The organism is Exiguobacterium sp. MH3 (assembly GCF_000496635.1).
Classification (GTDB): Bacteria; Bacillota; Bacilli; order Exiguobacteriales; family Exiguobacteriaceae; genus Exiguobacterium_A; species Exiguobacterium_A indicum.
Genome location: NC_022794.1, coordinates 555,869 through 582,021 on the forward strand (window position 1 = coordinate 555,869; position 26,153 = coordinate 582,021).

Annotated in this window: 27 protein-coding genes; 20 read left to right on the forward strand and 7 right to left on the reverse strand. The window is 45.7% G+C overall.

All coding sequences use genetic code 11. The features are described from left to right. Positions 1 to 85: 85 nt before the first annotated feature. On the reverse strand, positions 86 to 952 hold the full coding sequence (locus U719_RS02800; RefSeq protein ID WP_023467195.1) for a YitT family protein: 867 nt from the start codon (positions 950 to 952) through the stop codon (positions 86 to 88). A 136-nt stretch (positions 953 to 1,088) separates the two neighbouring features. Here U719_RS02800 and U719_RS02805 point away from each other — a divergent pair, with 136 nt between their 5' ends. Together U719_RS02805 and U719_RS02810 are read left to right on the forward strand one after the other, a co-directional pair. After that, on the forward strand, positions 1,089 to 1,691 hold the full coding sequence (locus U719_RS02805; protein WP_023467196.1) for a hypothetical protein: 603 nt from the start codon (positions 1,089 to 1,091) through the stop codon (positions 1,689 to 1,691). Between the two features lie 183 nt (positions 1,692 to 1,874). Then, complete coding sequence (locus tag U719_RS02810; protein WP_023467197.1) at positions 1,875 to 2,711, forward strand: formate/nitrite transporter family protein; 837 nt, start codon at positions 1,875 to 1,877, stop codon at positions 2,709 to 2,711. A gap of 35 nt (positions 2,712 to 2,746) precedes the next feature. Here the strand turns inward: U719_RS02810 and U719_RS02815 are convergent, their stop codons facing one another. Continuing rightward, positions 2,747 to 3,166, reverse strand: a complete 420-nt coding sequence (locus U719_RS02815) for a YkvA family protein (RefSeq protein ID WP_023467198.1) — start codon at positions 3,164 to 3,166, stop codon at positions 2,747 to 2,749. 98 nt (positions 3,167 to 3,264) lie between these two features. On the opposite strand from U719_RS02815, the gene U719_RS02820 reads away from it, so the two are divergent. Beyond that, positions 3,265 to 4,488 carry an aminopeptidase gene (locus U719_RS02820; RefSeq protein WP_023467199.1) on the forward strand — a complete coding sequence of 408 codons (1,224 nt, stop codon included), beginning with the start codon at positions 3,265 to 3,267 and terminating at the stop codon, positions 4,486 to 4,488. 55 nt (positions 4,489 to 4,543) lie between these two features. On the opposite strand, the gene murB is transcribed toward U719_RS02820, so the two are convergent. Then, positions 4,544 to 5,455: a UDP-N-acetylmuramate dehydrogenase gene (gene murB, locus U719_RS02825; RefSeq protein WP_035398835.1), complete on the reverse strand. Its 912-nt coding sequence runs from the start codon at positions 5,453 to 5,455 to the stop codon at positions 4,544 to 4,546. Positions 5,456 to 5,702: 247 nt separating this feature from the next. On the opposite strand from murB, the gene U719_RS02830 reads away from it, so the two are divergent. From U719_RS02830 to U719_RS02845, 4 genes are all read left to right on the forward strand, one after another. Continuing rightward, complete coding sequence (locus U719_RS02830) at positions 5,703 to 6,218, forward strand: GNAT family N-acetyltransferase (protein ID WP_023467201.1); 516 nt, start codon at positions 5,703 to 5,705, stop codon at positions 6,216 to 6,218. A gap of 47 nt (positions 6,219 to 6,265) precedes the next feature. Beyond that, positions 6,266 to 6,718 carry a GNAT family N-acetyltransferase gene (locus U719_RS02835; protein WP_235147620.1) on the forward strand — a complete coding sequence of 151 codons (453 nt, stop codon included), beginning with the start codon at positions 6,266 to 6,268 and terminating at the stop codon, positions 6,716 to 6,718. 28 nt (positions 6,719 to 6,746) lie between these two features. Beyond that, the gene (locus U719_RS02840; RefSeq protein ID WP_023467203.1) at positions 6,747 to 7,106 is read left to right on the forward strand and encodes a hypothetical protein; all 360 of its coding nucleotides are present in this window, start codon (positions 6,747 to 6,749) and stop codon (positions 7,104 to 7,106) included. 112 nt (positions 7,107 to 7,218) lie between these two features. Further along, a complete protein-coding gene (locus tag U719_RS02845) occupies positions 7,219 to 8,154 on the forward strand; it encodes a hypothetical protein (protein ID WP_023467204.1) in 936 nt (311 codons plus the stop codon). Here the strand turns inward: U719_RS02845 and U719_RS02850 are convergent. Further along, positions 8,143 to 8,982: a GNAT family N-acetyltransferase gene (locus U719_RS02850; protein WP_041255290.1), complete on the reverse strand. Its 840-nt coding sequence runs from the start codon at positions 8,980 to 8,982 to the stop codon at positions 8,143 to 8,145. The two genes, U719_RS02845 and U719_RS02850, sit on opposite strands and share 12 nt — an antisense overlap. 128 nt (positions 8,983 to 9,110) lie before the next feature. Between U719_RS02850 and U719_RS02855 the strand changes: the two genes are divergently transcribed. Next, entirely contained in the window at positions 9,111 to 9,374 is a 264-nt protein-coding gene (locus U719_RS02855) for a hypothetical protein (protein ID WP_023467206.1), read from the forward strand. Positions 9,375 to 9,462: 88 nt separating this feature from the next. On the opposite strand, the gene U719_RS02860 is transcribed toward U719_RS02855, so the two are convergent. Beyond that, entirely contained in the window at positions 9,463 to 10,374 is a 912-nt protein-coding gene (locus U719_RS02860; RefSeq protein WP_023467207.1) for a hypothetical protein, read from the reverse strand. Positions 10,375 to 10,518: 144 nt separating this feature from the next. Here U719_RS02860 and nfsA point away from each other — a divergent pair, with 144 nt between their 5' ends. From nfsA to U719_RS02885, 5 genes are all read left to right on the forward strand, one after another. Then, positions 10,519 to 11,265 (forward strand): oxygen-insensitive NADPH nitroreductase, encoded by a 747-nt coding sequence (gene nfsA, locus U719_RS02865; RefSeq protein ID WP_023467208.1) that lies wholly within the window; start codon positions 10,519 to 10,521, stop codon positions 11,263 to 11,265. 15 nt (positions 11,266 to 11,280) lie between these two features. Continuing rightward, positions 11,281 to 12,522, forward strand: a complete 1,242-nt coding sequence (locus tag U719_RS02870; protein WP_023467209.1) for an LCP family protein — start codon at positions 11,281 to 11,283, stop codon at positions 12,520 to 12,522. A gap of 155 nt (positions 12,523 to 12,677) precedes the next feature. After that, a complete protein-coding gene (locus U719_RS02875) occupies positions 12,678 to 13,388 on the forward strand; it encodes an NAD(P)H-binding protein (protein WP_023467211.1) in 711 nt (236 codons plus the stop codon). Between the two features lie 148 nt (positions 13,389 to 13,536). Further along, complete coding sequence (locus U719_RS02880) at positions 13,537 to 14,082, forward strand: TlpA disulfide reductase family protein (protein ID WP_023467212.1); 546 nt, start codon at positions 13,537 to 13,539, stop codon at positions 14,080 to 14,082. A 2-nt stretch (positions 14,083 to 14,084) separates the two neighbouring features. Next, positions 14,085 to 14,537, forward strand: coding sequence for a hypothetical protein (locus U719_RS02885; RefSeq protein WP_023467213.1), 453 nt, complete (start codon positions 14,085 to 14,087; stop codon positions 14,535 to 14,537). 91 nt (positions 14,538 to 14,628) lie between these two features. Here the strand turns inward: U719_RS02885 and U719_RS02890 are convergent, their stop codons facing one another. Further along, the gene (locus tag U719_RS02890; protein ID WP_023467214.1) at positions 14,629 to 14,838 is read right to left on the reverse strand and encodes a DUF3006 domain-containing protein; all 210 of its coding nucleotides are present in this window, start codon (positions 14,836 to 14,838) and stop codon (positions 14,629 to 14,631) included. Between the two features lie 259 nt (positions 14,839 to 15,097). After that, complete coding sequence (nhaC, locus tag U719_RS02895) at positions 15,098 to 16,474, reverse strand: Na+/H+ antiporter NhaC (protein ID WP_023467215.1); 1,377 nt, start codon at positions 16,472 to 16,474, stop codon at positions 15,098 to 15,100. 507 nt (positions 16,475 to 16,981) lie between these two features. Between nhaC and argC the strand changes: the two genes are divergently transcribed. Genes argC through argF form a run of 7 tightly spaced genes read left to right on the forward strand, consistent with a single transcriptional unit; the run spans position 16,982 to position 26,145 of the window. Next, on the forward strand, positions 16,982 to 18,013 hold the full coding sequence (argC, locus tag U719_RS02900) for an N-acetyl-gamma-glutamyl-phosphate reductase (protein WP_023467217.1): 1,032 nt from the start codon (positions 16,982 to 16,984) through the stop codon (positions 18,011 to 18,013). Between the two features lie 30 nt (positions 18,014 to 18,043). After that, positions 18,044 to 19,261 carry a bifunctional glutamate N-acetyltransferase/amino-acid acetyltransferase ArgJ gene (gene argJ, locus U719_RS02905; protein ID WP_023467218.1) on the forward strand — a complete coding sequence of 406 codons (1,218 nt, stop codon included), beginning with the start codon at positions 18,044 to 18,046 and terminating at the stop codon, positions 19,259 to 19,261. Next, positions 19,258 to 20,031, forward strand: coding sequence for an acetylglutamate kinase (gene argB, locus U719_RS02910; RefSeq protein ID WP_023467220.1), 774 nt, complete (start codon positions 19,258 to 19,260; stop codon positions 20,029 to 20,031). Before argJ ends, argB begins: the two co-directional genes overlap by 4 nt. Next, positions 19,997 to 21,142 (forward strand): acetylornithine transaminase, encoded by a 1,146-nt coding sequence (locus U719_RS02915; RefSeq protein WP_023467221.1) that lies wholly within the window; start codon positions 19,997 to 19,999, stop codon positions 21,140 to 21,142. The genes argB and U719_RS02915 overlap by 35 nt, the downstream gene beginning before the upstream one ends. Then, positions 21,139 to 22,197, forward strand: a complete 1,059-nt coding sequence (locus tag U719_RS02920; RefSeq protein WP_023467223.1) for a carbamoyl phosphate synthase small subunit — start codon at positions 21,139 to 21,141, stop codon at positions 22,195 to 22,197. The genes U719_RS02915 and U719_RS02920 overlap by 4 nt, the downstream gene beginning before the upstream one ends. Then, positions 22,187 to 25,219: a carbamoyl-phosphate synthase (glutamine-hydrolyzing) large subunit gene (carB, locus tag U719_RS02925; protein ID WP_023467224.1), complete on the forward strand. Its 3,033-nt coding sequence runs from the start codon at positions 22,187 to 22,189 to the stop codon at positions 25,217 to 25,219. The genes U719_RS02920 and carB overlap by 11 nt, the downstream gene beginning before the upstream one ends. Continuing rightward, positions 25,216 to 26,145 carry an ornithine carbamoyltransferase gene (argF, locus tag U719_RS02930; RefSeq protein ID WP_023467226.1) on the forward strand — a complete coding sequence of 310 codons (930 nt, stop codon included), beginning with the start codon at positions 25,216 to 25,218 and terminating at the stop codon, positions 26,143 to 26,145. Before carB ends, argF begins: the two co-directional genes overlap by 4 nt. Positions 26,146 to 26,153 lie beyond the last annotated feature (8 nt).

The window sequence follows — 26,153 nt, forward strand, 5'->3', positions numbered from 1 at the left end:
TATTCTGAATAAAAAAGCAGGAAAGCTAGTGCAATCCGAGAAGCTGTTTTATGTAGAAGAAAAAGCGCAGCTTGGCTGCGCTTGGTTAAAACGAATAGGAATGTTCCTTATAGTTTCCGAAAACCGTATGAATTTCTGAGAATGTAACGAATGCATTTGGCTCAACGGAAGAGACGATCTCTTGCAAACGGACGATTTCATTATTTTGAACGACGACATAGACCATTTTTTTCGTTCGGTTGGAATATCCTCCACGTGCATCGAGAATCGTGACACCACGACCGAGTTCTTTTGTAATGACTTCATTGATTTCATCTGCTTTCTCACAAATGATGATACATTGCTTAGAAGCAGAATAGAAACTGTAAACCGTCTGAAGGGCTTTGGCGCGAACGAAGCTCATGATGAGCGCGTACATAACGTGTTTTAAGTCAAACACCCACCAAACAAGGATGTAGATGACAAGATCTTGCATCAGAAATATGCGAGGAAGTGGCCAGTTATGAAAACGAGCGAAGAAAAATTTTCCAAGAATATCAAGCCCTCCAGTTGAAGCACCACCGAAGAAGATCAATGCCATCGCAAGTCCAGAGACTAGACCGGCAAAGATGGAGGCGACGAGCGGATCATTTAAAGATTCCGGAACAATTTGAGTCGGAATCCAGTCGATTAAAAAAGAGGAAGCAACGACGATGATGCCGGATAAGAACATGAACCGTTTACGCAGAAAACGAAAACCTAAAAGGAAGAGTGGGATGTTTAAAAGCAATTGCGTTAAACCGATTGGCGTGTGGAAGAGCTCTTGGATGATGAGTGTGATCCCCATGATACCGCCTGATCCGATATCATTTGGAGATAGTAGTAAACTGATGTAAAGGGAATAAAGCAATGTACCGATGATTAAAAAACTAATTTTTTCAACTCTCTTTTTCTGTGGGTGTGTTGTAGTCATGGCAATATGATGAGTGACCTCATGCTCCTCCTTCTGTGAGTATCTGCCTGCAAGAGTACGCCCATATGCATAAAATTTCAACCCTTCTTATGAAAAAAGATGAAAAAGGGTACGTTTTTTTAGGAAGGTGATGAAAATGAAAAAAACGTTCTTGCTTATTGGTTGTATTTGTTTAGTAATACTAATTGGTATTCGCATTTTTCAACCATCGGATGAAGAAAATCGAACGTCTATTTGGCATGATGGAGATCTCGTAGCGAGACAAGTGGGTGCTTCGATGATGAATACGGTAGCGGTTCGTCAATTAGCCGAACAACTTCCGTTCTCATCAGAATTAAAACAGGTAGATGTCGAAGGGGAATCGTTGCGGCTTGTTTATGAGGTTACAGGAAAAGAGCGACAAGCCTGGATTGGTACCGATACTGGAACACTACAAGTGAATCAGGATTTTTTGAAAGCTCGGTTATCTAAAGTGCTGATGCATCATACACTTGTTTTATTTTCAACGATTCCTGATTTGACCGATCTCGAAATTTACTACACGGATCCGTATTCAGGTGCAGATTTTACGATGGACCGGAAAACATTCGACACCTACACTCCGACCGATATTGAACGAGCTACTTCCTCTTCTAGACGCTTTAATCGGGTCGTCATTGATGGTTATGTGCTCGATGCATCAAGGCGAAATACTTTCTTTGAACGCTTCGCATCACGACTACGAATTCAAACTAATTAGTTGTATAAAGCAAGAAAAGGCATTTTTCACAATCTCGACACAATGATATCGTTTACATCTCGTTCTTTTATAAAAACGATAAAACAGGTCTATTCAATACTTGAACATCTTTTAAGATGGAAGTATGATAATAAATGAACAAACATTGTGAAGTGTTGAACAAAAGAAAGAGAGGTTTCTACGATGAACGAGGTAGAAGCATTAGAAGGATTACGGAATAAAGCAATCAAGTCGACGCGCATGCTACAAATGCGTCCTCTCGAGTACTTAGTTCGTGCCATGCTAGCAGGGATTTTCATTGGATTTGCAATTATTTTTACCTTAAAAGCAATTAACGGTCTATATATGGCGGAGTCACCTGTTGCGACACTTGTTGGTGGACTGACCTTCGGAGTGGCACTCGTCCTGATCGTTTACGGTGGGGCAGAGCTGTTCACAGGAAATACGATGTATTTCACGACGGCGACGATGCGCGGCTATACGACGAAGATGGATACGATGAAGGTCTGGTTGATCTGTCTGATTGGAAATGGACTTGGAGGATTAGCATTTGCGCTACTCTTTTCTCAAACAGGAATCATCCAAGAGCTTGGTATGAACAACTGGTTATTTTCTGTCTCAGAAACGAAGATCCACCATACGACGTGGGAAATCTTCACACGAGCTATCTTCTGTAACTGGATGGTCTGTTTAGCGATTTTCATTCCAAAGAACATGAAGAATGAGTTGGCGCAGATCATGATGATGATGGTACTGGTCGCAGTCTTCTTCGCATCTGGATTTGATCACGTCATCGCCAATATGGCCTTGTTCTCCATTGCGTTAGTCGTACCACATCCGGATACGATCACATTTGCCGGAGCGATGCACAACCTGTTGCCAGCTTTAGCCGGTAACATCATTGGTGGAGCAGTCTTCATGGGAATGATCTATACGTGGCTGAATAAAGAAAAATTAGAAGTAGATGAATCACGTCAATCCACGACACCTGTTCATATTGCTTCGAAACAAAATGCATAAAAAAGAGCAGCTGTCGCGACAGCTGCTTTTTTCATTCATTCCATATGTTGAAAGCGATCGACGTCTGCAGCCAGTTCTTCGTAAATCGTCTCGACGATTTGTGCATCATCGAAGAGCCCGAGGACGTTATCGTCCGGTAAGGCGTCAACAGGAGACGTGAAGTACAGAACGGCCGTCAATAACAATTGTTCCTGCTCCGCATGCATTTCGAATTTTTTCTGATAGAGAGCACGAAGCATTTCAAGCAGTTGTTTTAATTGAAAATAAAGGACGAGTTCTGCCTCGCGTTCGATGTCCGAGCTTTCTGTAGACGCGATATCTTGCGTCAAGTGCGCAAGTCCGATTTCTGCTCGAACTAACAATTCTTGCTGTGCTTTTTCATCACCAACGAGGTCGAGTGCCTGTCGGTGAAAATACGTATAAGCCGATTTAAAATCGCCGGGTGTGAATTCCATGGTGATGCCTCCTTCTCTTCTCTTTCTAGTTTCGCCTTATTTCTTGCAAAATTGCAACTATTTCGTGAAAATAAAGATACAAGAAAGGGGATTACATAATGCCGACACAAGCAGAATTACAACAATACGCGTCTTTAGCCGTGCGTACGGGAATTAATCTACAACCAGGACAACAACTCGAGGTGCGTGCAGGAATCGAAAATTTGCCGCTCGTTCGTGAAATCACGCGTGTCGCCTACGAAGTAGGAGCTACGCAAGTATATGTACAATGGTCAGATGATGAGATGACGAAAATCCGTTATTTCGATGCACCGGAAGAGTCGTTTGATACGTTCCCGGATTGGTTAAAAGCACGTTACGACCAACTGGCAGAAGAAAAGACAGCGTTCTTATCGGTCGTCAGTGAAGATCCAGATTTATTGAATGGCGTGGACTCGAGCCGAATCGCACGTGCGAATAAAGCAGCCGGTGTCGCTCTTGCTAATTGGCGGAAGTTCGTCATGAGTGACAATGTCAGCTGGTGTGTCGTAGCAGCACCTTCTGAAAGCTGGGCGAAGAAAGTATTCCCTGATTCAGAGAATGCTGTTGAAGAGCTCTGGTCAGCTATTTTAAAGGCTACACGTGCCGATCAAGCGGATCCGGTCGCTGCATGGGCGGATCATGATCAGAATCTGCGTTCAAAAGCAAAATTCCTGACAGAGAAGAAATACAAAACATTGCACTACACAGCTCCAGGAACAGAATTATCAATCGAATTACCAGAACGTCATGTTTGGTTAGGTGGCGGTGGTCCGAATGCAGATGGTGTTGATTTCATCGCGAATCTGCCGACAGAAGAAGTGTTCACGTTACCGAAAAAGACAGGAGTCAACGGACACGTCTCGAGCACAAAACCGCTTAGCTATAGTGGGAACTTGATTGATGAGTTCACACTCTGGTTCGAGAACGGAAAAATCGTTAAAGCGGAAGCGAAACAGGGTCAAGAAGCATTAGATGACTTGATTTCACTTGATGAAGGTGCACGTTATCTTGGAGAAGTTGCGCTCGTGCCACACCGTTCGCCGATTTCTGACTCGGGTATCCTATTCTATAATACATTGTTTGATGAAAATGCTTCATGCCACTTAGCGATTGGTCGTGCGTACTCGACGTGTCTCGAAAATGGTCCTAGCCTTTCAGCAGAAGAACTAGAAGCACAAGGCGCGAACGACTCGATGACGCATGTCGACTTCATGATTGGATCAGCGGATCTATCGATTGAAGGAGAACTTGCAGACGGAACGCGTGAATCAGTCATGCGTGACGGAAACTGGTCAATCTAAACGAACAAAAAGGTGAGTCCGAATACGGAGCTCACCTTTTCTTGTAAGATTCTTGTTATGCTTCTTCACCGATAATTTTCACTTCTGTCTCAAGTAAGATACCGAATTTTTCTTGAACCGTTTCTTGGACATGACGAATGAGCGCGATATAGTCGGATGCAGAGGCATTCTCGACGTTGACGATGAAACCAGCGTGTTTCTTGGACACTTCAGCGCCACCGATGCGTGTTCCCTGTAAGTTGCTATCTTGAATCAGCTTCCCTGCAAAATAGCCTTCTGGACGTTTAAAGACGCTACCACAAGAAGGGTACTCGAGTGGTTGTTTCGTTTCTCGCTTATGCGTCAAATCATCCATGACTTCCTTGATTAGTGCTGGGTCACCCTCTGTTAAGGCAAATCGACCTTCGAGGATGATGTATTCTTTCTTCGAGAAGCAACTTGTCCGGTATCCCAGTTCGAGTTCATCATGCGAAATGTTCAACAGTTCTCCTTGTCGTGTCAATACAGTAGCGCTATGGAGGCAATCCTTGACTTCACCACCGTATGCTCCCGCATTCATGATCAATGCGCCACCAATCGTTCCTGGAATCCCACAAGCGAATTCAAGACCGCTGAGCTGATGCGCGTAAGCTACACGAGACGCTTCGATGATTGCTGCACCACTTTGAGCAACGAGTTCATGTCCTTCAACCGAGATATCGGTTAACTTCTCAAAGGAGAGGACAATGCCACGGATGCCGCCGTCACGTACGACAAGATTCGATCCGTTTCCAAGCAACGTCAAGGGAATACCTTGTTCGTAAGCATATCGGACGACAAAAGCCGTTTCTTCATAAGAGGTTGGAATGATGAATAAATCCGCGATTCCTCCCATTTTTGTATACGTATGATATTTTAAAGGTTCATTGATTAGTACGGACTCTTTTGAAATGCCTTCATACAGTCCCGTCATTACTTGTTCAGTCATTATGGTCTCAGTCCTTTTCATGAATTCCTACCAGCGCTCATGCGCTCAAAATATATTTTAACATTAATCGTGCGGTCGTTGTTCAACATACTGTTCCCAAAATACCGACTTATGCCGGGAATTGCAAGCACTAGGGAGTGAATGTCATCGATTAGTAATGAAAAATGTCACAAGGAAAGCAGAGTCAGGAAGAGGAATGAAGCGAAAAGAACTCGGGAAAAGAGAAGTATAGAAGGAGGCGATGACGATGGAAAGTGAACGTTTATGGATGCGACCGTTCGAAGAAGAGGATTTCAGTTTTTATAAGTCGCTTGTCCAAAATGAGCAAGTCATGCGTTATATCAATGGAGGTACTGCCCTGAGTGAAGATGAAGCACGAGAGTGGTTCGAACGGCAATTGGAGCGATACTCGGATGAGCGACAAACTGGTTTTTTGCTGTTATTCAAAAAAGAAACGAATGAACCGATTGGTTTCGCCGGATTATTGATGCAGGAAGTGGATGGAATTGAAGAATTAGAAGTCGGTTATTGGCTCGAACCGAAGCACTGGAAAGTCGGTTATGGTCGTGAAGCAGCGAAACAACTAATGATGGAGGCGTTCAACCGAGGGCATGATCGAATCATCTCGATCATTCATCCCGATAATCATGCTTCGCAAAATGTCGCTCGCGTAAACGGGCTGAACTGGGAAAAAGATACGGTGTTTAGAGGCATTCCTGTCACGATTTACGCTGGACAACTATCACGACTTTGTCGTAACTAAAGAGGAGAGTTTTTATGTACGAATTTAACTTCGCGTCTTTTCACTCCATGACACCTGATACCTTATATGCACTTTTGAAATTACGGACGGATATCTTCGTCGTCGAGCAGGAGTGCGCGTATCCGGAGCTAGATGGTCAAGATCAACAAGCGACACACCTAATCGTCCGGAGTGAGAGTGGTCAAATCGTCGGATGTCTTCGGATGTACGATCACCCGACAAAAGGAGTCGCGATTGGACGGGTAGCCGTTCATCGTGCACACCGGTCGGTTGGGTTAGCGAGACAAATGATGGAGAAAGCGATGGTTCATTTGCAGAAAGAAGCTGCGATCTACTTACAGGCACAAGCACACCTAGAAGGGTTTTACGGATCGTTTGGTTTCGAAACCGTATCCGACCCTTATTTAGAAGATGATATTCCACATGTGGACATGCAGTTTCACGCAAAGGATTCAAAAAAAGACTTCACGTCGACGATCGATGAACCGATGAATAAGTAGAATGAACTTTTTCGGAGGTGGATCAGTCATGAAGAAAGTGCTGGTCATTTTCGCTCTTAGTCTAATTGGTATCCTATCTTTAGGAGTCGGTATTTCGTATGCTCAATTGCAGGGGAACTATCGTGACTCTGAAAAAGAGTTGATGACGATTTTAGAGCGGCAACATGATTTATCAGCTTCCTCCTTTCTTGAAGTGCGCGCATCATTCTCTTTACGACATCGACAAATCATACACGTTCGACTTCGGGGTGAACCTGCCGTCACATATGAGTTCATTCAGCCAAAGGATGAAATCGAATACCTGGGGTCTGTCGGAACAAGTGTTGAAAAGACAGGAAAACAAGATGCCGTCTTTCGAAACGCTCATTTAAAAGTCGGTAAAAAATAAAAAATGGAGGATCTTCCTGAAACGACGGAAGATTCTCCATTTTTTGCTTTCAAGACGATAGGATATTGCGTACACTACGAAGAGATACTGGAATGAGGAGGTCGAGGGAATCATGTGGAAACCCTTTATAAAAAATCAATCAATTGCACCGGCGTTACAAGCCTTCCGGGAACTTGACATCGAAATGTTTCGGACACATGTTGCCCAACTGAACGATGCGGAACAACAGGCCTTACAATTCATTAAGCGGGCGCTAGAGCAGGATTCACCTGCTCATTTAAAAATAGCGCTTGAAATGAAACAACCACTCGTCGAAGTCGATCGTCTGTTTCAAACACTCGTCACGTGTCAAAATCGTCAGCAGTTACTCGAAATGCTGCTAGCATACGGTCTAGACGTCAATCAAGTCTATACACTTGAAGGGCATCGATCGATCGTCCGCCAACCCCTTCACTTTCCGGTAGGTCTATATGCGGCGCGCCATTCCGAGTTGTGGGCACTTGTTGCTGAAAAGCTGGACTTTACTTATACGATGCATCTTCAACGCAGTGATCAATTCATGGAGACGCATGAATTGAATCTACTTGATCTCGTCTTATTGCTCGATATCGAAGAGGAGTTGACGGTTCGAGTGCTGGATCAGCTGTGCGAATGCAAGGCGACCGTTGGACTTGCAGAACGATTACAACGTCCCGCTTCACCATTGTTACTAAAGACGATTGAGGCGGATGCCTATCTAGCGACGTTTGTTTATGCTAAACATTATTTCCCGTTTTATGCGCTGATCGGACGACAAACCGTACTGTTCCAATCTTTATTGAACCGTGTGATGCAAGCGTCCATTGCTTCTGAAATGATTGAAGATGCCTTGCTTGCTTTTCATAACCATCAACCTGGACTTGCTTTGACATGGGGAGACGCCTACATCGAACAATTATACGAGATGGGGCTAGTGCTTCTTAAAACGGGTCATGTTGATTTTCGAGAAATGGATGCGGAGTATGTGTTGCCTGAATACGATGAAGTGATTGAACGATTACGTGGTTAACGATTTATTTTGAACTTGAAACGTATGCCAATGAGAAAAAAGTTGGATATCGCAAAATGTACTTTTTTGGTATAGTCTCAACACATCTAAGTTTGTGGAATGAAAAATGGTTTCGAACGTCTTGATGTTTGCTTTACACAATTTGGCTTGAAAGGTATCTAAAATTCGCCGACCGTAACCTTGATATTTCAACTCGGGCAAACACGTGATTTCAAGGAGACGAATCGTACGACCATATTTTTGATAGAGCAGTGTACCGATCACTAATTGTTGGTCGTATATTAAATAAGGTGATGTGTTTGAATGGCTGAATTGTTCATAATGTTCTTGATGATATGGAAAAAGATGATCACATCCTTTTATAGAGTGATTTCGAAGAGTGAGGTATAATTCTTGATTACGGGCATGTATAGGTTGAAAGCGTAAAGATGATACACGGTCATTTGAAATTCCGATTAAGCGAAATTGTTCAGCAGAAAGTGTATATCCGAGTGTTTTCCAAACCGATGATAGCGCACCATCTTGAGGCGGAACGACCTGTACTTTAATTTGTTGGGCACCTTGACGAACAAGATACTCATGTAAGTGTTTCGCAAGAAGGTGAAATGCGGAGATATTTGAGTAGGCACCGTTCATCAGACAAGTCATTTCATTTGAAATACGATAACCAAGAGTCGCATAGACTAGATCATGTTTGAGATAAACGAATTGATGACCTTCAAGTAATTGAAAAAAAGGAATGTCGTGTGCCCATTGATTATGTTGTAATAGTTGGTGAACATGTAGTTTTTGATTCCGTGACAGTTGATTATAATGTACGATAGACAAAATCATAGTCCTCCCTTAATTATATGAAGTTTATTCACCTATTATTTTACAGTAAATTAAAGGTATTTATATATTGTTTTTGAAACGGAAAGTAGATGGATTATTTAAGAAAATGAGGTTAATTGATTATGAAATATCTTTGGGGCGTGATTGGATTAACACTCTTTTTACTTCTCGCTGATGCGACAGTAGGAGAAGCAAAGGATTATGACGAGCCTGATATCAGTATGTCTACGACATACGGCGATTATGGAGCACAAAGTCATATTATCGTCGATCGAAAAGAACCGATCTATGAAGGGTTCGATTCACCGAACGACATGGCATTCCTATTCGCTTGTATTGCATTACTCGCAACAGTTGGACTTGGCATCGTCAATGCCTCCGATTGAAATGAATCTGACTAATAAAAGGCAAGTGACGAATCCATCGTCACTTGCCTTTTATTGTCTACTACGTGTGATCAAGAAGAATCTACTCTTAGAAATGAATTCGTTTTTTTCGACCAACGCGTGCCATTCGTTCGTGTTCTTGTTCGAGTCCGGCTCGTTCGAGGAGATCGAGGTAATAGCGAAACGGAGTCGAGCGATGCGAAAAATATGGGATATATTCAGTGAAAAGCATCGTCTCCGCTCGATCTAACGCGCGTAGGGAAATGAGAGCATGTAGCTCTGCGAAACGAATTTCTTGATAGGTGGATAAAGCGTCTGCATCAATCCGAACATGCGACTGTAGTTTTTTAGCATGCGCATTCAAGCAATGGATATATGCTTCTTGATGTTCGGGTTTCTCGCAATGGGCAAGTACGGCAAGCAAAAGGTCACTGCGCTCGGTATCGACGTCCATCGGAACCTTCAACGCTGTATAGAGGGCGCGTTCCATCCACTCGACACCATGACTATCATTTTTATAATAGCCGACTAATTCTTGAAAAAAATCGACTTGCGAGACTTTCAATAATCGAAACGGATCATTACTTAAAAATAAAGGTTCTTCCCCGGCAGCCGACGAAAGAAGAAAGAAAAATTCCTCAAAGGCAATCCGGGTTCCGTTTTTACGATGAGCGTAATGGCGTAAATGCTTCAACAGGCGTTTTGCGGTGATATACCAATTCTTTTGTTCGCGAAGCGGTACGATCGTATTTGGCTCAAGGTACTGGAGATCGTATGCTAATTGAATAAACCGTTCCGTCTGAGCAATCGTCTGTTCGACGGTCGGTTGTTCCTGTTCTTTTTGCAAATCCTTATACTTCACGAACTGTGTCAACATGGCGTCGAACTCTTTCTCTTCGATGACTTGTCTCGGGAGTTGACGATAGATTTCGACGATGATATCGCGAAGGGTCGTATCGCCATATTGTTCTAGTAAGAGTCGCAGTTTCCGTATTCTCATGATCGCCCTCCTTCGCAAGAAAAGCACAGTACAACACTATTCAATTCCCGCTTTTTTCATAAACCGAACCTCTTCATTTGCGCTTTTTAGTCAGAGACGACTATCTTAAATAAGAAGACTCATTACAGAAGGGGACGATTACACATGAATGAAACCATTCAACATTTACTCAACCACCGGTCAATCCGGAAATTCAAACAACATCAATTAGACGAAGAGACGATTGAAACACTCATAAAAGCCGCACAAGCTGCCTCGACATCCTCTTATCAGCAAGCCTATGCGATCATCGGTGTCGAAGACGAAGGATTGAAACGACAATTAGTCGACGTTGCAAGTGGTCAACGATATGTGGCAGAAAACAGTTACTTCTTCGTCTTTTGTATGGATTACCACAAACATACGTTAGCGGCAGAACTAGCAGGAGGCGACGTGAGCCGGACGATCGAGACGACGGAAGCGCTTGTCGTAGGGGCTGTCGATGCGGGACTTGCCGCTCAAAATTTAGTCGTAGCTGCCGAGTCGCTCGGCTACGGAACGGTCTACATCGGTTCACTACGAAATGATGCTCGTCGTGTCAGCGAACTCTTACAACTTCCAGATCACGTCGTACCATTATTCGGAGTCGCGGTCGGTCTTCCGGATCAACAACCGGGTAAAAAACCCCGCCTTCCGATGGATGCGGTCTTCCACCGGAATACGTATACTGATGACGATACGATGCGTGAGTTACTGACAGGATACGAAGAGTCAACGTCATCGTATTACGGAGAACGGACCGGTGGTCAACGGACAGAAGGGTGGGTCAAACAGATGGCTGCCTCGATGCACGAACCGAAACGGACGTATCTCCGCGAGTTCTTGAAAGAGAAACAGATCGCAAAAGATTGATACGGAGGTATCTGAATGGCAGAACATCAACCACACCGCTCTCGCTTGGAGCGACGACGTATGCAGTTAGAAGAGCAAGCTAGACAAGAAGAAGAGCAGGCTAGGCAAGAAGAAGCTTTTTCGAAAGCGTACGCGCCGGACGAATCATTTTCTCAACAATCCTTTGAGAAGCAGCAAGAACCGGCTACGTATCATCGATATGTCGAAGAGCAACCGCGAGATCGAAAAAGTACATCGCGTCGTTCCGGAAGCGGCATGCTTAAACAGGTCGCACAGATGATCGGGGGTGCCGGATCACGGTTGTTTGCTAATCGGGAACGCTCGAGACGCCCGAGGAAGGCGGGGCGATCAGAGCAATCGGTACAGCAGAATCCTGACGTCTCTTCACGCGAAGCTCATCCTAAAAAAATCAAGAAAAAACGTCGTTTTAAACGAAAGCTTCTTGGACTATTTTTATTGTTGCTCATCGCATTCGTTCTTTTTGCTTCACAACCATTCACGTTCTTATTGATCGGTAGTGATGCACGACCTGGAGAGTCGTTGCGTGGATCACGTTCAGACTCCCTGTCGGTCATGCAATTCATTCCACTTTCTCGAACGATTCAACTGACGTCGATTCCTCGAGATACGTATACACCGATTTCCTGTGAGAATGGAAAGAAGGATAAAATCACACATGCCTTTGCCTTCGGTGGAGAAGAATGTACGCAAGATGCTGTTTCGGGTCTACTCGATGAAGAGATCGATGGAAAGATCGTCATCTCCTTCGATAGTTTCATCGGATTAGTGGATCAAATCGGCGGAATCGACCTTGTCTCGACAGGAACATTCTCCGAGCAGGATGCGAGTGGGAAAGCAAATCAGTATTCATTCCAAAAAGGGAAGGAATATCATATGGATGGCGCGATGGCACTTGCCTATTCGAGACATCGAAAAACGGATAATGACGGAGCGCGCGCGAATCGTCAGTCGGAAGTCATCCAAGCCGTCGCGACACACTTGATGAAGCCGACTGGATGGTCGAAAATTCCAGCAGCGCACACGTATATGAAAGAAGAGATGAACCTTGATTTAAGTGTCCGCGAGATGGCGACGGCAGGGTTATCGATTGCCTTGATGTCAGAACGAAAACATTATGAAATCGAAGCCGTCAGCCAACGACTGAACGGGATTTTCTATGACTTACCGAATGAGAAGGCACTGCAAGAACTACGTGATCAGCTCGATACGACGTTTTATGGCACATTGAAGAACTAATGGGGAGGGGTTTCCTTCCGTTCATTGCGGGTATAAATTGATGTACGTTGCTCCTTTGGTGGATTGTTTTAGGTTATCTCTGAAATCGACGATTTTTGGACATGACATCATGACATTCCACGAAGGTGACTAACTTATCGAGGAGGGACCCCCATATGAAAGTACTAGTCGTAGGTGCATCCGGTACGATTGGAGCGCGCGTCGTCAAATCGCTTGCCAAGGGTCATCAGGTCACGGTCATCGTTCGTCATGAACATCTGGTGGAACGATTCGAAAAACTCGGTGTCAAGGCGCATTACGTCGATATCGAAACAGAACTCGAAAAAGTCATTGAGCACGGAGTCGCAGGGCAGGATGCAGTCATTTGTGCGGCGACCGCAGGAGTAGACGGCGAAGCAACTGAAATAGAACTGCTGGATCGAACAGTCGCTTTGAAAACAATTGATGCAGCTAAAAAAGCGCGAGTACGTCATTTCGTGCTACTGAGCGCTTATGGTGCAGATCGACCTGAGCAATTCAAGAAAGATGTCTATCCGTTCTACGCTGCTAAGAATGCAGCAGAGGAACAGATTGAACATAGTGGTTTGACGTATACGATCATTTGTCCGGTTGCCATCACAACAGGTGAAGGGCGTGGCTTGATTGAAGCCGATGAAGATTTGAAGGACACGAAGGACGCGACGATTTCGGAAACGGATGTCGCATCGATCCTCGTTGCTTCTGTCGATAATCGATCGGTATTCAATCGACGTCTAGAAGTCAAGGAAGGGAAGACTTCCTTGAATGAGGCCTTAGGGGGAGCGGAAGCTGTCGGTAGCGTTAAAGATAACCGTCAAGTCAAAAAACAATTACCACGTTTTAACTAACTGTTTGTCTCGTTAAAACGTGAATTCTCTAAAATGAAGCGAACTCATTTCCGCGTATAAGACGGAAGAGTTCGCTTTTTTGTTGATAAAAGTAGATAGTCGAAAAGAGGAAGTCTGCTACACTGAACAAAGAAGGAGGGGGTTAGATGTGAAAAAACCGTTGATCTATCTGATCCTAGCGATTGCTATTATCGGCATTGCCTATCAAGGTTATCAAACATATGATGCAAAACAAAAAAAAGTGGAGCAACAACAAAAACAAGTATCACAAGGTGGTCTCGAAGTAGGGATGAAAGCCCCGAACCTATCCTTGCGTCAAGAAGGAAAAACCATTGATCTAGACGAAATCAATCATGATGTCTTTGTCATTAATTTTTGGGCAACGTGGTGTCCACCTTGTAAACAAGAGATTCCAGAACTAAATGCCTTTGCACGACATACAGATGTACCCGTTTACGGGATCAATGTCACGACATCAGAACGACGTGTTTCGGATGTTGCCGATTTTCTGAAGCAGACACCTGTTGAATATCCTGTGTTATATGACCGAATGGGAACGTCAGAAGATGCTTATCGTCTCGTAGCAATGCCAGCGACTTATGTATTAGACCGGAAAGGAAAGATTCTTTCGAAGCACATCGGTCCTGTAACGGAACAGATGTTAAAAGAGATGGTGAAACGAACAGGAGGATGACAATGGAACTCCTATGCCACAACTGCTCCTTTCAACAAACATTCCAACTCGGTCAACTAGATGGTTGGCCGACATTTCCTGCTGTCTTGACGCAAGGGGTCGAAGCGTTCATGACAGGTCTCCCGCTTTGGTTCGTTCCGTCGATGCATGAACCGATTTTACAGCGGACGTATGTAGACGACTGGAATCGATTTCGATTAATTCAGCACTATCAGCTTTATCAGGAGGAATTAGCGGATGGTTGGGTACCGTATCAATTGGATTTATACCACTGTCCGACTTGTCACCGATTTTCGAATCGGTTTTGGTGTGCCCTATTTTTACAACTAGATGTCGTTCAACCACTTTACGAATGCCCACATGATCAGACGATACTAGAGCGAATCGAAATATCCGATATCGATCACTTTTCCTGCCCATCGTGTCATGGTCACTCCCTATATGTGCGTAGATAAAGCGAAAAAGCCATTCATTTCATGAAAGACTGATGAGAGAAACTCCTTCTCTATAGTCAATTCATGGTACTGAATGGCTTTTTATCGATCATCAACCCATTTGCCGAAACGAAAATGTTTGAAAGGAAGAGGGTGATGAATTACTGACATCTAACGTATAGGTTGTACCGTCAAAAATAATCGTATCGCCTAACCTTGCTTCAGGTGGTAAATAACGTCGTGGAATGAAACTTGAACCATTTTCCCATAGCAGGACAGCATATTTGCCGTCAAGTCGCTCCAGCGTACCACGTTTGATCATATTAACTCCTCCCACAAATTACATCGAAGTCATCCCTTGGTCGATCAGGAACGTACTCTCTCTCTATCATTCTTTGTAATTTTTAATCTTATGTTTGGTATATTCCCAGTTCATTTCATCTTTACACATGATTCTTTAAAAAAACGTGATTCCAAGCCGTTTTCGTCTTAAATCTGACGTATTTAACAGGAAATAAAGGAGATACTGGTAAGAAAAAAAGACCCGATAGGACATATCGGATCTTTAATATGAAATAGACTCAAGAAGCGAGAGATTGTTTTGTTTCGATTTTCGTTGGACGAAGAAATGCGAGTAAAAACGTAAACAATGGTGAAAGGAGTAAAAAGAATGCGAACGGGATGTATTCAGTTACCGGGACACCAAGAGTAGAAGCAAAGAATGCTCCAGAAACTCCCCACGGAATGAGTGGGTTGACGAGTGTTCCTCCATCTTCGAGTGAACGAGAAAGGAAACGCGGATCAATCTGACGCTCTTCAAAGATTTTCTTGAATGCTTGACCCGGAAGCAAGATGGACAAGTATTGCTCTCCAGCCATGAAGTTAACACCGATCGATGATAAGGCAACCGATGAAATGATGCTGCCATCGCGCTTCAATCGGGAAACCGTTCGTTCAATGACGACATCGATGACACCGATACCACGCAAGACGCCACCGAAAGCGAGCGCGAGCATGACGAGTGAAACGGACCACATCATCGATTGCAATCCACCTTTACTAATGATGGATGTAACCGTCTCACTAGAAGATTCTAGTTTTAATCCGTTCTGAATGACTGCCATCCAGTTCGAGATATTCCAGTTTCCTTGTACAAGACCTGTTAACAACAATCCACTTAAAACACCAGCAACAAGTGTTGGGATGACCGGCATCTTACGTAATGCTAACACCATGACGAGCAACGGTGAAAGCAACGTCCAAGGTGACAAGTCGAACAAACGAGCTAACTCCTGCTGTGTCGTTTGAACAACGGATGAATCAACATTTCCACTACTACGTCCGAAAATGAAGAATAAGATGAATGTGATCGTGATAGCGGGAATCGTCGTTCCCATCATGAAACGAATATGATCGAACACAGACACATTGACGATTCCGGGCGCGAAATTCGTCGTATCTGATAAAGGTGACATCTTATCTCCGAAACAAGCTCCACTGATGATGGCGCCTGCTGCAAGTGCAGGATTGACGCCCAGTGCGATTGCGATACCCATCAAGGCAACACCGACCGTACCGATCGTTGTAAACGAACTACCTGTAAAGGTCGAGACGACCATCGCAATCAGAAGAGCGCTCGGTGCGAACCAAGTCGCTGAAAGGGTCGATAACCCGAAATGGAGAAGGGTCGGCACTGCGCCACTCATCATCCAGACCGCGATTGTCATACCAACGAGCAACATGATCAAGATCGGTTTAATCGCTTCCCGAATACCTTGAATCATATGGTGTTCGACGTCCTCGAACTTAAAACCGCGGTAAACGGCATATCCTGAGACGAAAATAAGACTAGACAAGATGGCAAGATGCGGTTCGGCTTTAGCACCGAATAACGCGGACAATAAGATGATGATACTGATTCCTAGGATAGCTGCGGATTCACGGAATGACATGCGCATGCTTCCACCTCCTTATATGAATATGAGAGTATGATAACGCTCTGTTGCTAACACGCTTTTATGCACAAAAGCATTGAACAAACGTAATACTAACGAATATTATGGAGGACGTCAACCATAAGAGTGTCGATAAAAAATATAAAAAAATAGAAATGTGACGATTTTTTGTCGTAAACGCTTTCTTTTTTTGTTCAAATCTTGCACAATAAGAAGTATCAAATGACATTTTTGTGAACGATGAGGAGGATACATATGTTTACATTGATTTTTGTAGTGGTCGTCGCGATCATGGGTGCAGGCGTATTTGGGATTGATCATCTCGTAGCGCAACGTGCGGAAAAGCGTTAAGTAGATGCGTGTAAAAGAAGCGTTGAAGGGACTGTCTTATAGAAGACAATCGCTTCAACGCTTCTTTTTTTGTATAAAAACTAATAAAAATTCAATTGACAGTATAAATATACATATGTTTAAATCGATATAACATTCTTTGAAGGGGAGCGTACTGATATGAAATGTACCATCATCGGAGCAACAGGATACACCGGAATTGAACTGATTCGCCTACTAGAATCACATCCTTCATTTGAGATCATATGCTTGATGAGTGACTCGATGGCGGGGGAATCCATGCATGACGTATTCCCATTTATGAATAAAAAAACATATTCCTCGTTATCTTCCTTTTCGGTGGATCATTTGATGGAAACCGATACGGACATGGTGTTCTTAGCGACACCGAGTGGGATTTCAAAGCATTATTTAGAACAACTTCAAAACTGGTCCGGTTACGTCATTGATTTAAGTGGCGATTTGAGACTTCCAGCTGAAGCATATGCAATGTGGTATGACAAGGAACCCATTGATGCCCAGTTGCAACAAAGAGCAACTTATGGATTACCAGAATGGAATCGTCAAGCTGTTACTGCGAGCAAATGGATTGCGAATCCAGGCTGTTACGCGACAGCAGTTTTGCTTGGACTAACACCATTCTTAAAAGAGAAAAAAATCGATCCATCTCAAATCATCATTCAGGCTTCTTCTGGTCTGACGGGAGCAGGGAAAACGTTGACGGCACAAACGCATCATGTCCATTCAAGCGAAAACGTTCGCTTGTATAAAGTGAATCAGCATCAGCACATCCCGGAAATTGAGCAGGCGCTTTTCGAATGGACCGGATCATCGCATCCGATTACGTTCTCGACCCAACTACTACCGATCAATCGAGGCATCATGGCGATTATGACGGTTCAGCCGTTGATCGATTTATCGGAAACGGAGTGGCGATCTTGGTTGACGGACCAGTATGCAACGGAACCATTCGTCCGAATCCAACAGGCTGATCCGGAAATCAAATCCGTCGTCGGGAGTAATCACTGTGATTTGACCGTTTATAAGGATGATCGGACAGGGCGAGTGACCATCGTTTCAGTCATCGATAACATGCAAAAAGGAGCTGCCGGACAAGCCGTTCAAAATGCCAACATTCTAGCTGGTTTTGATGAGACATCCGGTTTAACGCAACAGCCGATCTACATTTAATCAAGAGAAAAAGAAAGAGGAGGAACGCCTGTGTGGCAAGTACAAGTAAAGACCCCATTGACGATCACGACACCGAAGGGATTTCAAGCATCGGGAATACATGTGGGTCTGAAACGAAAGCGGAAGGATTTAGGTCTGATCTGGTGTGAAGTAGGAGCAAGCGCTGCAGCTGTCTATACGACGAATCAGGTGCAAGCAGCACCAATCACCGTGACGAAACAAGCGATTCAGGCGTCACAAGGTCGTATTCATGCCGTCCTCGTTAACAGCGGGAACGCGAATGCGTGTACAGGGAAACTAGGGTTATCCCATGCGTATATGTCGCAACAAGCGATGGCGAAAAGTTTAAATGTTGCTCCAGAACAAGTCGCGATTGCTTCAACAGGGATCATCGGTCAACCGTTAGCCATTGATACGTTACTGGCAGGTATTCCACAGCTGATGCCTACAAATGACAAGGATGCCGCGGATGATTTTGCTCATGCGATCCTGACGACCGATACTGGTACGAAAACAGCTGGTCAACAATACATGCAAGGGGATGTCCAAATTTCAGTATGTGGCGTGGCGAAAGGATCAGGGATGATTCATCCGAACATGGCGACGATGCTTGGTTTCTTGACGACCGATGCAACGATTGAACCGGATGTCTTACAGACGGTGTTGCGTCGGACGATTCATCGGACGTTCAACTGCATTACCGTAGATGGAGACAGTTCGACAAATGACATGGTCATGATTTTAGCGAGCGGAGCTGCAGGGGGCGCAACGATCGTTGAAGGCACGGACGAAGCGTTGGCATTCGAACAGGCGATCGAAACGGTTTGCCAAGATTTAGCGAAACAGATTGCGCGGGACGGGGAAGGCGCGACGAAGTTGATTGAGGTGACGGTAGCGGGAACACAAACCGATGAAGTAGCACGAATGATCGCCAAACAAGTCGTCGGATCGTCTCTCGTCAAAACAGCCATCTTTGGGGAAGATGCGAACTGGGGACGAATCATCGCTGCTGTCGGAAGTATTAAGGAGCCACTCGATGTATCAAACGTTGACATCAAAATTGGTTCGCAGTGGGTGTTGCAACAGAGCATGCCTGTCTTATTCGATGAAGCAGTTGCATCGCAGGAACTGGCAAAGCAGGATGTCCATATTCATATTGATTTGCATGATGGAGTAGGACAAGGACACGCTTACGGCTGTGACCTGACGTACGATTACGTCAAAATCAATGCGAGTTACCGGACATGACGAAACGAAAAGTCATCAAACTAGGTGGTAGTGTGTGGGAGCAACTGGATGCGCGGTATTTCGAGGAATGGAAAGCGTGGGTCGAAACCGGTAACGAATTATTGATCGTCCATGGAGGTGGTCCTCTTCTATCGAGTTACTGTGAACAAGAGGGAATCAAACCCGTGTTTCGAAACGGTGTCCGTGTAACGACGGATGGTGTCTTACTCGGGGCGCGACGAATCTTAGCAGGGGAAGTTCAATCCGGTATCGTCCAGCAGTTGAATCAAGCGGGGATTCCTGCCGTCGGGATGAGCGGGTTAGACGGCGCAAGCGTCCATGGTAAAACGATCAAAGGACTCGGGGCAGTCGGTCAGATCACGCACATTCATCCACGATTATTCACGGTGTTGAGTACGAATGGTTATGTGCCTGTCGTCACATCCCTTGTCACAGGGGAACAAGGTGTATTGAACAGTAACGGGGACGCGTGTGCGATTGCTGTCGCGAAAGCTTGGTCTGTCGACCGATTTGAATTGTTGACGGATGTTGAGGGTGTAAAAGTAAACGGTGACTATCAATCAGAAATCACGTCTGCAGCCATCGAAGCTGCGATAGCGTCGGGGGAAATCTACGGAGGAATGATTCCGAAGGTCGAAGCGATGATGCAGGCCACTCAGCATGGTATTCCAGAGGTCGTCATTCGGTCTGGGAAAAATGCGTTAGCTGCAGGGACACGAATCAAGGAGGAATTACATGAGTGCACTACTACCCACTTATCAACGTACTGATGTGGAATTGGTCAAAGGACAAGGGTCGATCGTAGAAGATGCGACAGGCAAGACGTATCTTGATTTCATCATGGGAATCGCTGTATGCAACACAGGACACCGTCATCCTTATATTCAGCAACGGCTAGAGGAACAATTGAATCAAATTTGGCATACGTCGAATCTGTTTCAAATCGCGGCACAAGAGCGGGTCGCCGAGCGACTGACGGAAGACAGTCATCTCAGTCATGCCTTCTTTTGTAACAGTGGTGCGGAAGCAAACGAGGCGGCGTACAAACTCGTTCGAAAATGGACAGGGAAAACGGAAGTCGTCACATTTAAACAATCTTTCCACGGACGGACATTTGCGATGATGGGCGCAACAGGACAGGAGAAAATCAAAGCGGGATACGGGGAGATGGTGAATGGCTTCAAACATCTATCGTTTAACGAGATGGAGAGCCTATCAGCGATTACGGAACAAACTGCTGCCGTATGGCTCGAAATCATTCAAGGAGAGGGTGGGGTCGTCGTTGCTGACGATGCGTGGCTCGAAGCGTTGATGAAGAAAGCGCAACAATACGATGTCAAAATCATCGTCGACGAAGTACAGACTGGCATCGGTCGAACAGGCTCTCGTTTTGCGTTTGAGCAGACACCACTCGTACCGGATATCATCACTCTTGCGAAAGGGCTCGGAAGTGGGCTTGCGGTCGGTGCGCTACTCGCGACGGCAGAAGCGGCAGAAGTATTTACACCTGGATCGCATGGTTCGACCTTTGGTGGAAATCCACTCGCGATGACAGCTGCGGAAGCCACACTTGACCTTTTGTTAAATGACACTGTCATGGCAGACGTTCAAGGAAAAGGCGAATTTTTGAGACAGCAATTAGAGCAAAAGCTACCTAAATCCATCGTTCGCTCTGTTCGCGGACGTGGCTTGATGATTGGTATCGAGTGTGTGATGCCTGTTGCACCGCTGATTGACGCTTTGCGTGAGAATGGTCTTCTCGTCGTCTCGGCTGGTCCTCATGTCATTCGCTTGTTGCCATCATTATTCGTGACAGAACAGGAACTCATGCACGCCATCGAAAAAATACAACTTGTTTGTCAACAGGAGGTCATCGTATGAAACAATCCGGAAAATTAACGCTTGCGAACGGAACGACGTTTACCGGTTCGTGGCAAGGAACAGCTCCAGTCAAAGGAGAGGTCGTCTTTTTTACAGGAATGACAGGATATCAGGAAGTCTTGACGGATCCATCTTATCAAGGACAAATTCTTGTCTTCACATACCCGTTGATCGGTCAATACGGTATTCAAGCGGAAGCGTCAGAAAGCAACCAGATTCAAGTCGCTGGTGTCATCGTCCAAACTTTGGCTGAGGACGGGGAAGGAACATCGCTCGCGAGTTGGTTGGGTGAAGCAAATGTGCCGATTTTGTCGGGAGTCGATACGCGTTCTCTTGTGCATCTATTACGGACGGAAGGCGATCAATTCGGTGACATGATGCAAGTGGATATGAGCGTCACTGCGTCAATCGACACAGCATACATCGCTTCCGTATCAACGACTTCAAACATCGAATACGTACCGGAAGTCGAACAGGGGCACATCGTCTGTATCGATTACGGTGTGAAACAATCGATGATCGATGCTTTGCTTGAACGCCATATGCGTGTAACGGTCGTGCCATATGATACGACACCGGAACGGATTCAAGCGCTGGCTCCAGATGGTCTACTGTTTTCCAACGGACCTGGTGATCCGACACAACTGGATCCATTTCTTTCAGGAATCCGTGAACTGGCGACGAGCTATCCGACACTTGGTATTTGTATGGGACATCAGGTTCTCGCTCATGCCTTCGGCTGTACCTTATTAAAACAACATCACGGACACCGAGGAGCGAATCATCCTGTGCGTCATCTAGCATCCGGACAAGTGTTCATGACGTCTCAAAATCATGGTTATGCCGTTGATGTAAAAAGTATCGAAGCGTCTGAGATGGAACTTGCGTACGAACACATCAATGATGGATCCGTTGAAGGATTGATTCATCCGGTACTACCGATCATGACAGTCCAATTTCACCCAGAAGCGAGTCCAGGACCGACAGAGGCGATGGTCGTCTTCGATCAATTCGTAAATAGCGTATTACATCAGGAGGTAGCATATGTGGGATAAACAGAAAGTACTCGTCATCGGTTCGGGTCCGATCGTCATCGGGCAAGCAGCAGAATTTGATTATTCCGGCACACAAGCCTGTCAGGCGCTTCGAGAAGCGGGATGCGAGGTCATCTTAATGAATTCGAATCCGGCTACTATCATGACGGATCCGAGCACGGCAGATCATGTCTATATTGAGGCGATGACTCTTGAAAAAGCAACGGCCATCATCGAACAGGATCGACCATCCCATCTCCTAGCGACGGTCGGCGGTCAAACGGCACTCAATCTTGCGATGTCACTCGAAGAAGCAGGCGTACTTGAACAATACGGTGTCGAACTTCTAGGGACTTCGCTTGAGACGATCCGAGACGGAGAAGATCGTGAACGATTCAAGCAAAAGATGATCGAACTCGCGCAACCGCTCCCGGAAAGTCAAACGATCGAATCGTTAGCAGAGCTTGAGGAATTCATGGCAGTACACGGGGTACCACTCGTCATCCGACCAGCCTTTACGCTCGGTGGAACGGGCGGCGGAATCGCAGTAACGAAGGACGAGGCACGTCTGTTGGCGCAGAACGGTCTACAAGCAAGTCCGATTTCACAGTGTTTGGTTGAAGTGAGTATCGCTGGCTATAAAGAAGTCGAATATGAAGTCATGCGTGATAGCGCAGATACGACGATCATCGTCTGTAACATGGAAAACATCGATCCTGTCGGTGTCCACACTGGAGACTCGGTCGTCTTTGCACCGATTCAGTCGATTTCGGATCGAATGAATCAACAATTGCGTACGGAAGCGCGTAAAATCGTATCGCATCTCGGTGTCATCGGTGGATGCAACATTCAATTCGCAATCCATCCGATGGAAGAACGCTATTTCGTCATTGAAGTCAATCCGCGTGTCAGTCGTTCTTCGGCACTTGCTTCCAAGGCGACGGGATATCCGATCGCAAAATTAGCGACACGTCTTGCGCTCGGTGAGCGACTCGACGATTGCATCAATCCTGTCACGAAAGAAACGATGGCAAGTTTTGAACCGACGATGGATTATATTACGGCAAAAGTGCCGTGTTTCCCGTTCGATCTATTTACTGGCAGTAACCGGACGCTTGGAACACAAATGAAGGCGACGGGTGAGAGCATGGCGATGGGGAAGACGTTAGAAGAAGCGTTACAAAAGGCGTGGCGCGGTGCAGGAGTCGAGCAATCGCCTCTTTATCCGACATGGATGAAAACAGCGGAATCGGATGCGTTGTGGAAGGAAGTGATGGCGCCGACGGATCGTCGCTTGCTTGCGATGCTCGCGCTACTCGATCGCAAGGAGACGACCGTCGAATCACTCGTCGAACAGACGAAAGTACAAGCTTTATTCGTCAAAGTACTTCAACGCCTCGTCGATCAGCAACAAAACATCGATGTATCGAATGAAAGTTCTCTAAAGCAAACCAAAATGATGGGCTTCACGGACGAACAAATTGCGCTTCTGACAGGTGTTAGTGCTGTAGAGATCGAGCACTTACGTAAAGAAAAAGGCATCCTCCCTGTCTATCATATGATTGATACATGTGCAGGAGAGTTCAAGAGTGCGACACCTTATTTCTACGGAAACTGGAGTGGTCAAACGGAAGTCACAGCATCGACGAAAAAGAAAGTTGCTGTCATCGGTGCGGGACCCATTCGAATCGGTCAAGGAATCGAATTTGATTATTGCTCCGTTCACGCGGTACGTGCATTGCAAGCATCCGGTTATGAAACGATCATGATTAACAATAACCCAGAGACCGTCTCGACCGACTTCGAAGTCGCAGATCGCCTGTATGTCGAGCCGTTGACACTTGAAGACGTCATGCATGTGCTAGAAGCAGAGGATTGCCAAGACGTCCTAGTCCAGTTCGGAGGACAAACGGGAATTGCGCTGGCGTCTGGTTTGGAGAACGCCGGTTATCATCTTCTCGGAACGACGGCAGATGTCATTGACCAAATGGAAGACCGTGAGCGGTTCTATCAATTTTTAGATGATATCGGTATCGATCGTATTCCAGGACAAGAAGTGGCGACGCATGAACAAATGACAGAAGTTGCAACAACGATCGGTTATCCGGTTATGATTCGTCCTTCCTATGTCATCGGAGGTAAAGGAATGCATATCATCCACGATCAAGAGCAATTAGAGACGATCGTGTCTGAATTGGCATTCCCTGTCCTCGTGGATGCCTACCTCCAAGGAAAGGAAATCGAAGTCGACTGTATTACGGACGGCACAACGACGTACGTTCCGATTTTGATGGAGCAATTGGAACGGGCAGGGGTTCACTCTGGAGATTCAACGATGATTCTGCCACCTGTATCGCTCAGCGCTACCGTTCAGAGCGAAATCGAGCGATTTGCACAGATGATCGGGCAACGAATGGATTATAAAGGAGCGTACAATATCCAATTCGTCTTGCACGACGATCAAGTCTACGTGCTAGAAATCAATCCACGTGCCTCCCGCACGTTACCAATCGTCGCCAAAGTAACCGGTCAACCGATCTTGCAGTGGGCAGTCCAAGCAGCGGTCGGTCAAGCGGTCGCACTACCAACGGAACAGACGAAACTTGATTTCCATGCCGTCAAGACCCCTGTTTTTTCAACGTTGAAACTACAAGGCGTCGATCCGAAAACAGGTCCCGTCATGCGTTCGACAGGTGAAACGCTGCAATGGACGACAGACGGACTGGCGCTGGAACGTTTCATTTTCGACGAGACGACAAAACGACATTTGACGACGAGAGACATCATCGTTGCTGGAGCAGATACAGAGGCTTTCGGAACGGGTGTAGCATTAGATGAAACGATTGACTGGGCACAATGTGCGATTTTCTATTCGCACGTGATAGAAGAAAAAGCGAGTCGCGAAGCAGCGCTTGCTGCCGGGGTACAAGTACTGACAGAACCTGAATTAGCGCATTATCATCTACAAGCGATAGAAAAGTCCTCTTATGCTGTGAAGCCACTTCATACATGGACAGAGCCGATCAAGGAGGAAGTAAAATGAAGACGATGCAACAATTAAAGCATTTCTTGACGATGGCGGAACTGACGCCGGAAGCACTGACGGAGCTATTGGCACTCGCGAAAGACATCAAGCATCAGCCGAGTGTCTACCAAAACGCATTAAGCCATAAAAAAGTGGCCTTATTGTTTGAAAAGGCATCGACGCGAACACGTCTATCGTTTGAGGTGGGTGTCGTCGAACTCGGTGGACATCCGATCGTGCTAAGTGGAGCAGATATGCAAATCGGGCGGGGGGAGCCGCTCTCAGATACGATTCAAGTCATGAGCCGTTACGTCGATGCCCTGATGATTCGGACGTTCGGTCATGAGATCGTCGACACACTTGCGGCACACGGTACGATTCCAATCATCAATGGATTGACGGATCTACACCATCCGTGCCAAGTCCTTGCTGACTTGCTGATAATCGAAGAGACATTTGGAACACGATCTGGAAAGATTTTGACATATATCGGGGACGGAAATAACATGGCCCATTCGCTGATGATTGGTGGAGCGCTCAGTGGAATGGAAGTTCGCATCTGTGCGCCGGAGGCGTATGCTCCTGATCCACAAATCGTTCATGAGGCACAAGTCATTGCGAAGGAAACGGGTGGAAACATCATCGTCATGACGGATCCTGAGGAAGCAGCGAGTGGTGCAGACGTCGTATATACGGATGTCTTCGCGAGTATGGGACAAGAAGAAGAAGCGACGATGCGTCTGCAAGCATTTGAAGGATATCAGGTTAATGCCAATATCATGAATCAAGCAAATGATAAAGCTATTTTCTTACATTGCCTTCCGGCGCATCGCGGGGAGGAAGTCACGGCGGACGTCATCGATGGCAAGCAATCGGTCATCTTCGATCAAGCTGAGAATCGCCTCCACGCACAAAAAGCGTTGCTCGTCACATTACTTGGATAACCCTAAAA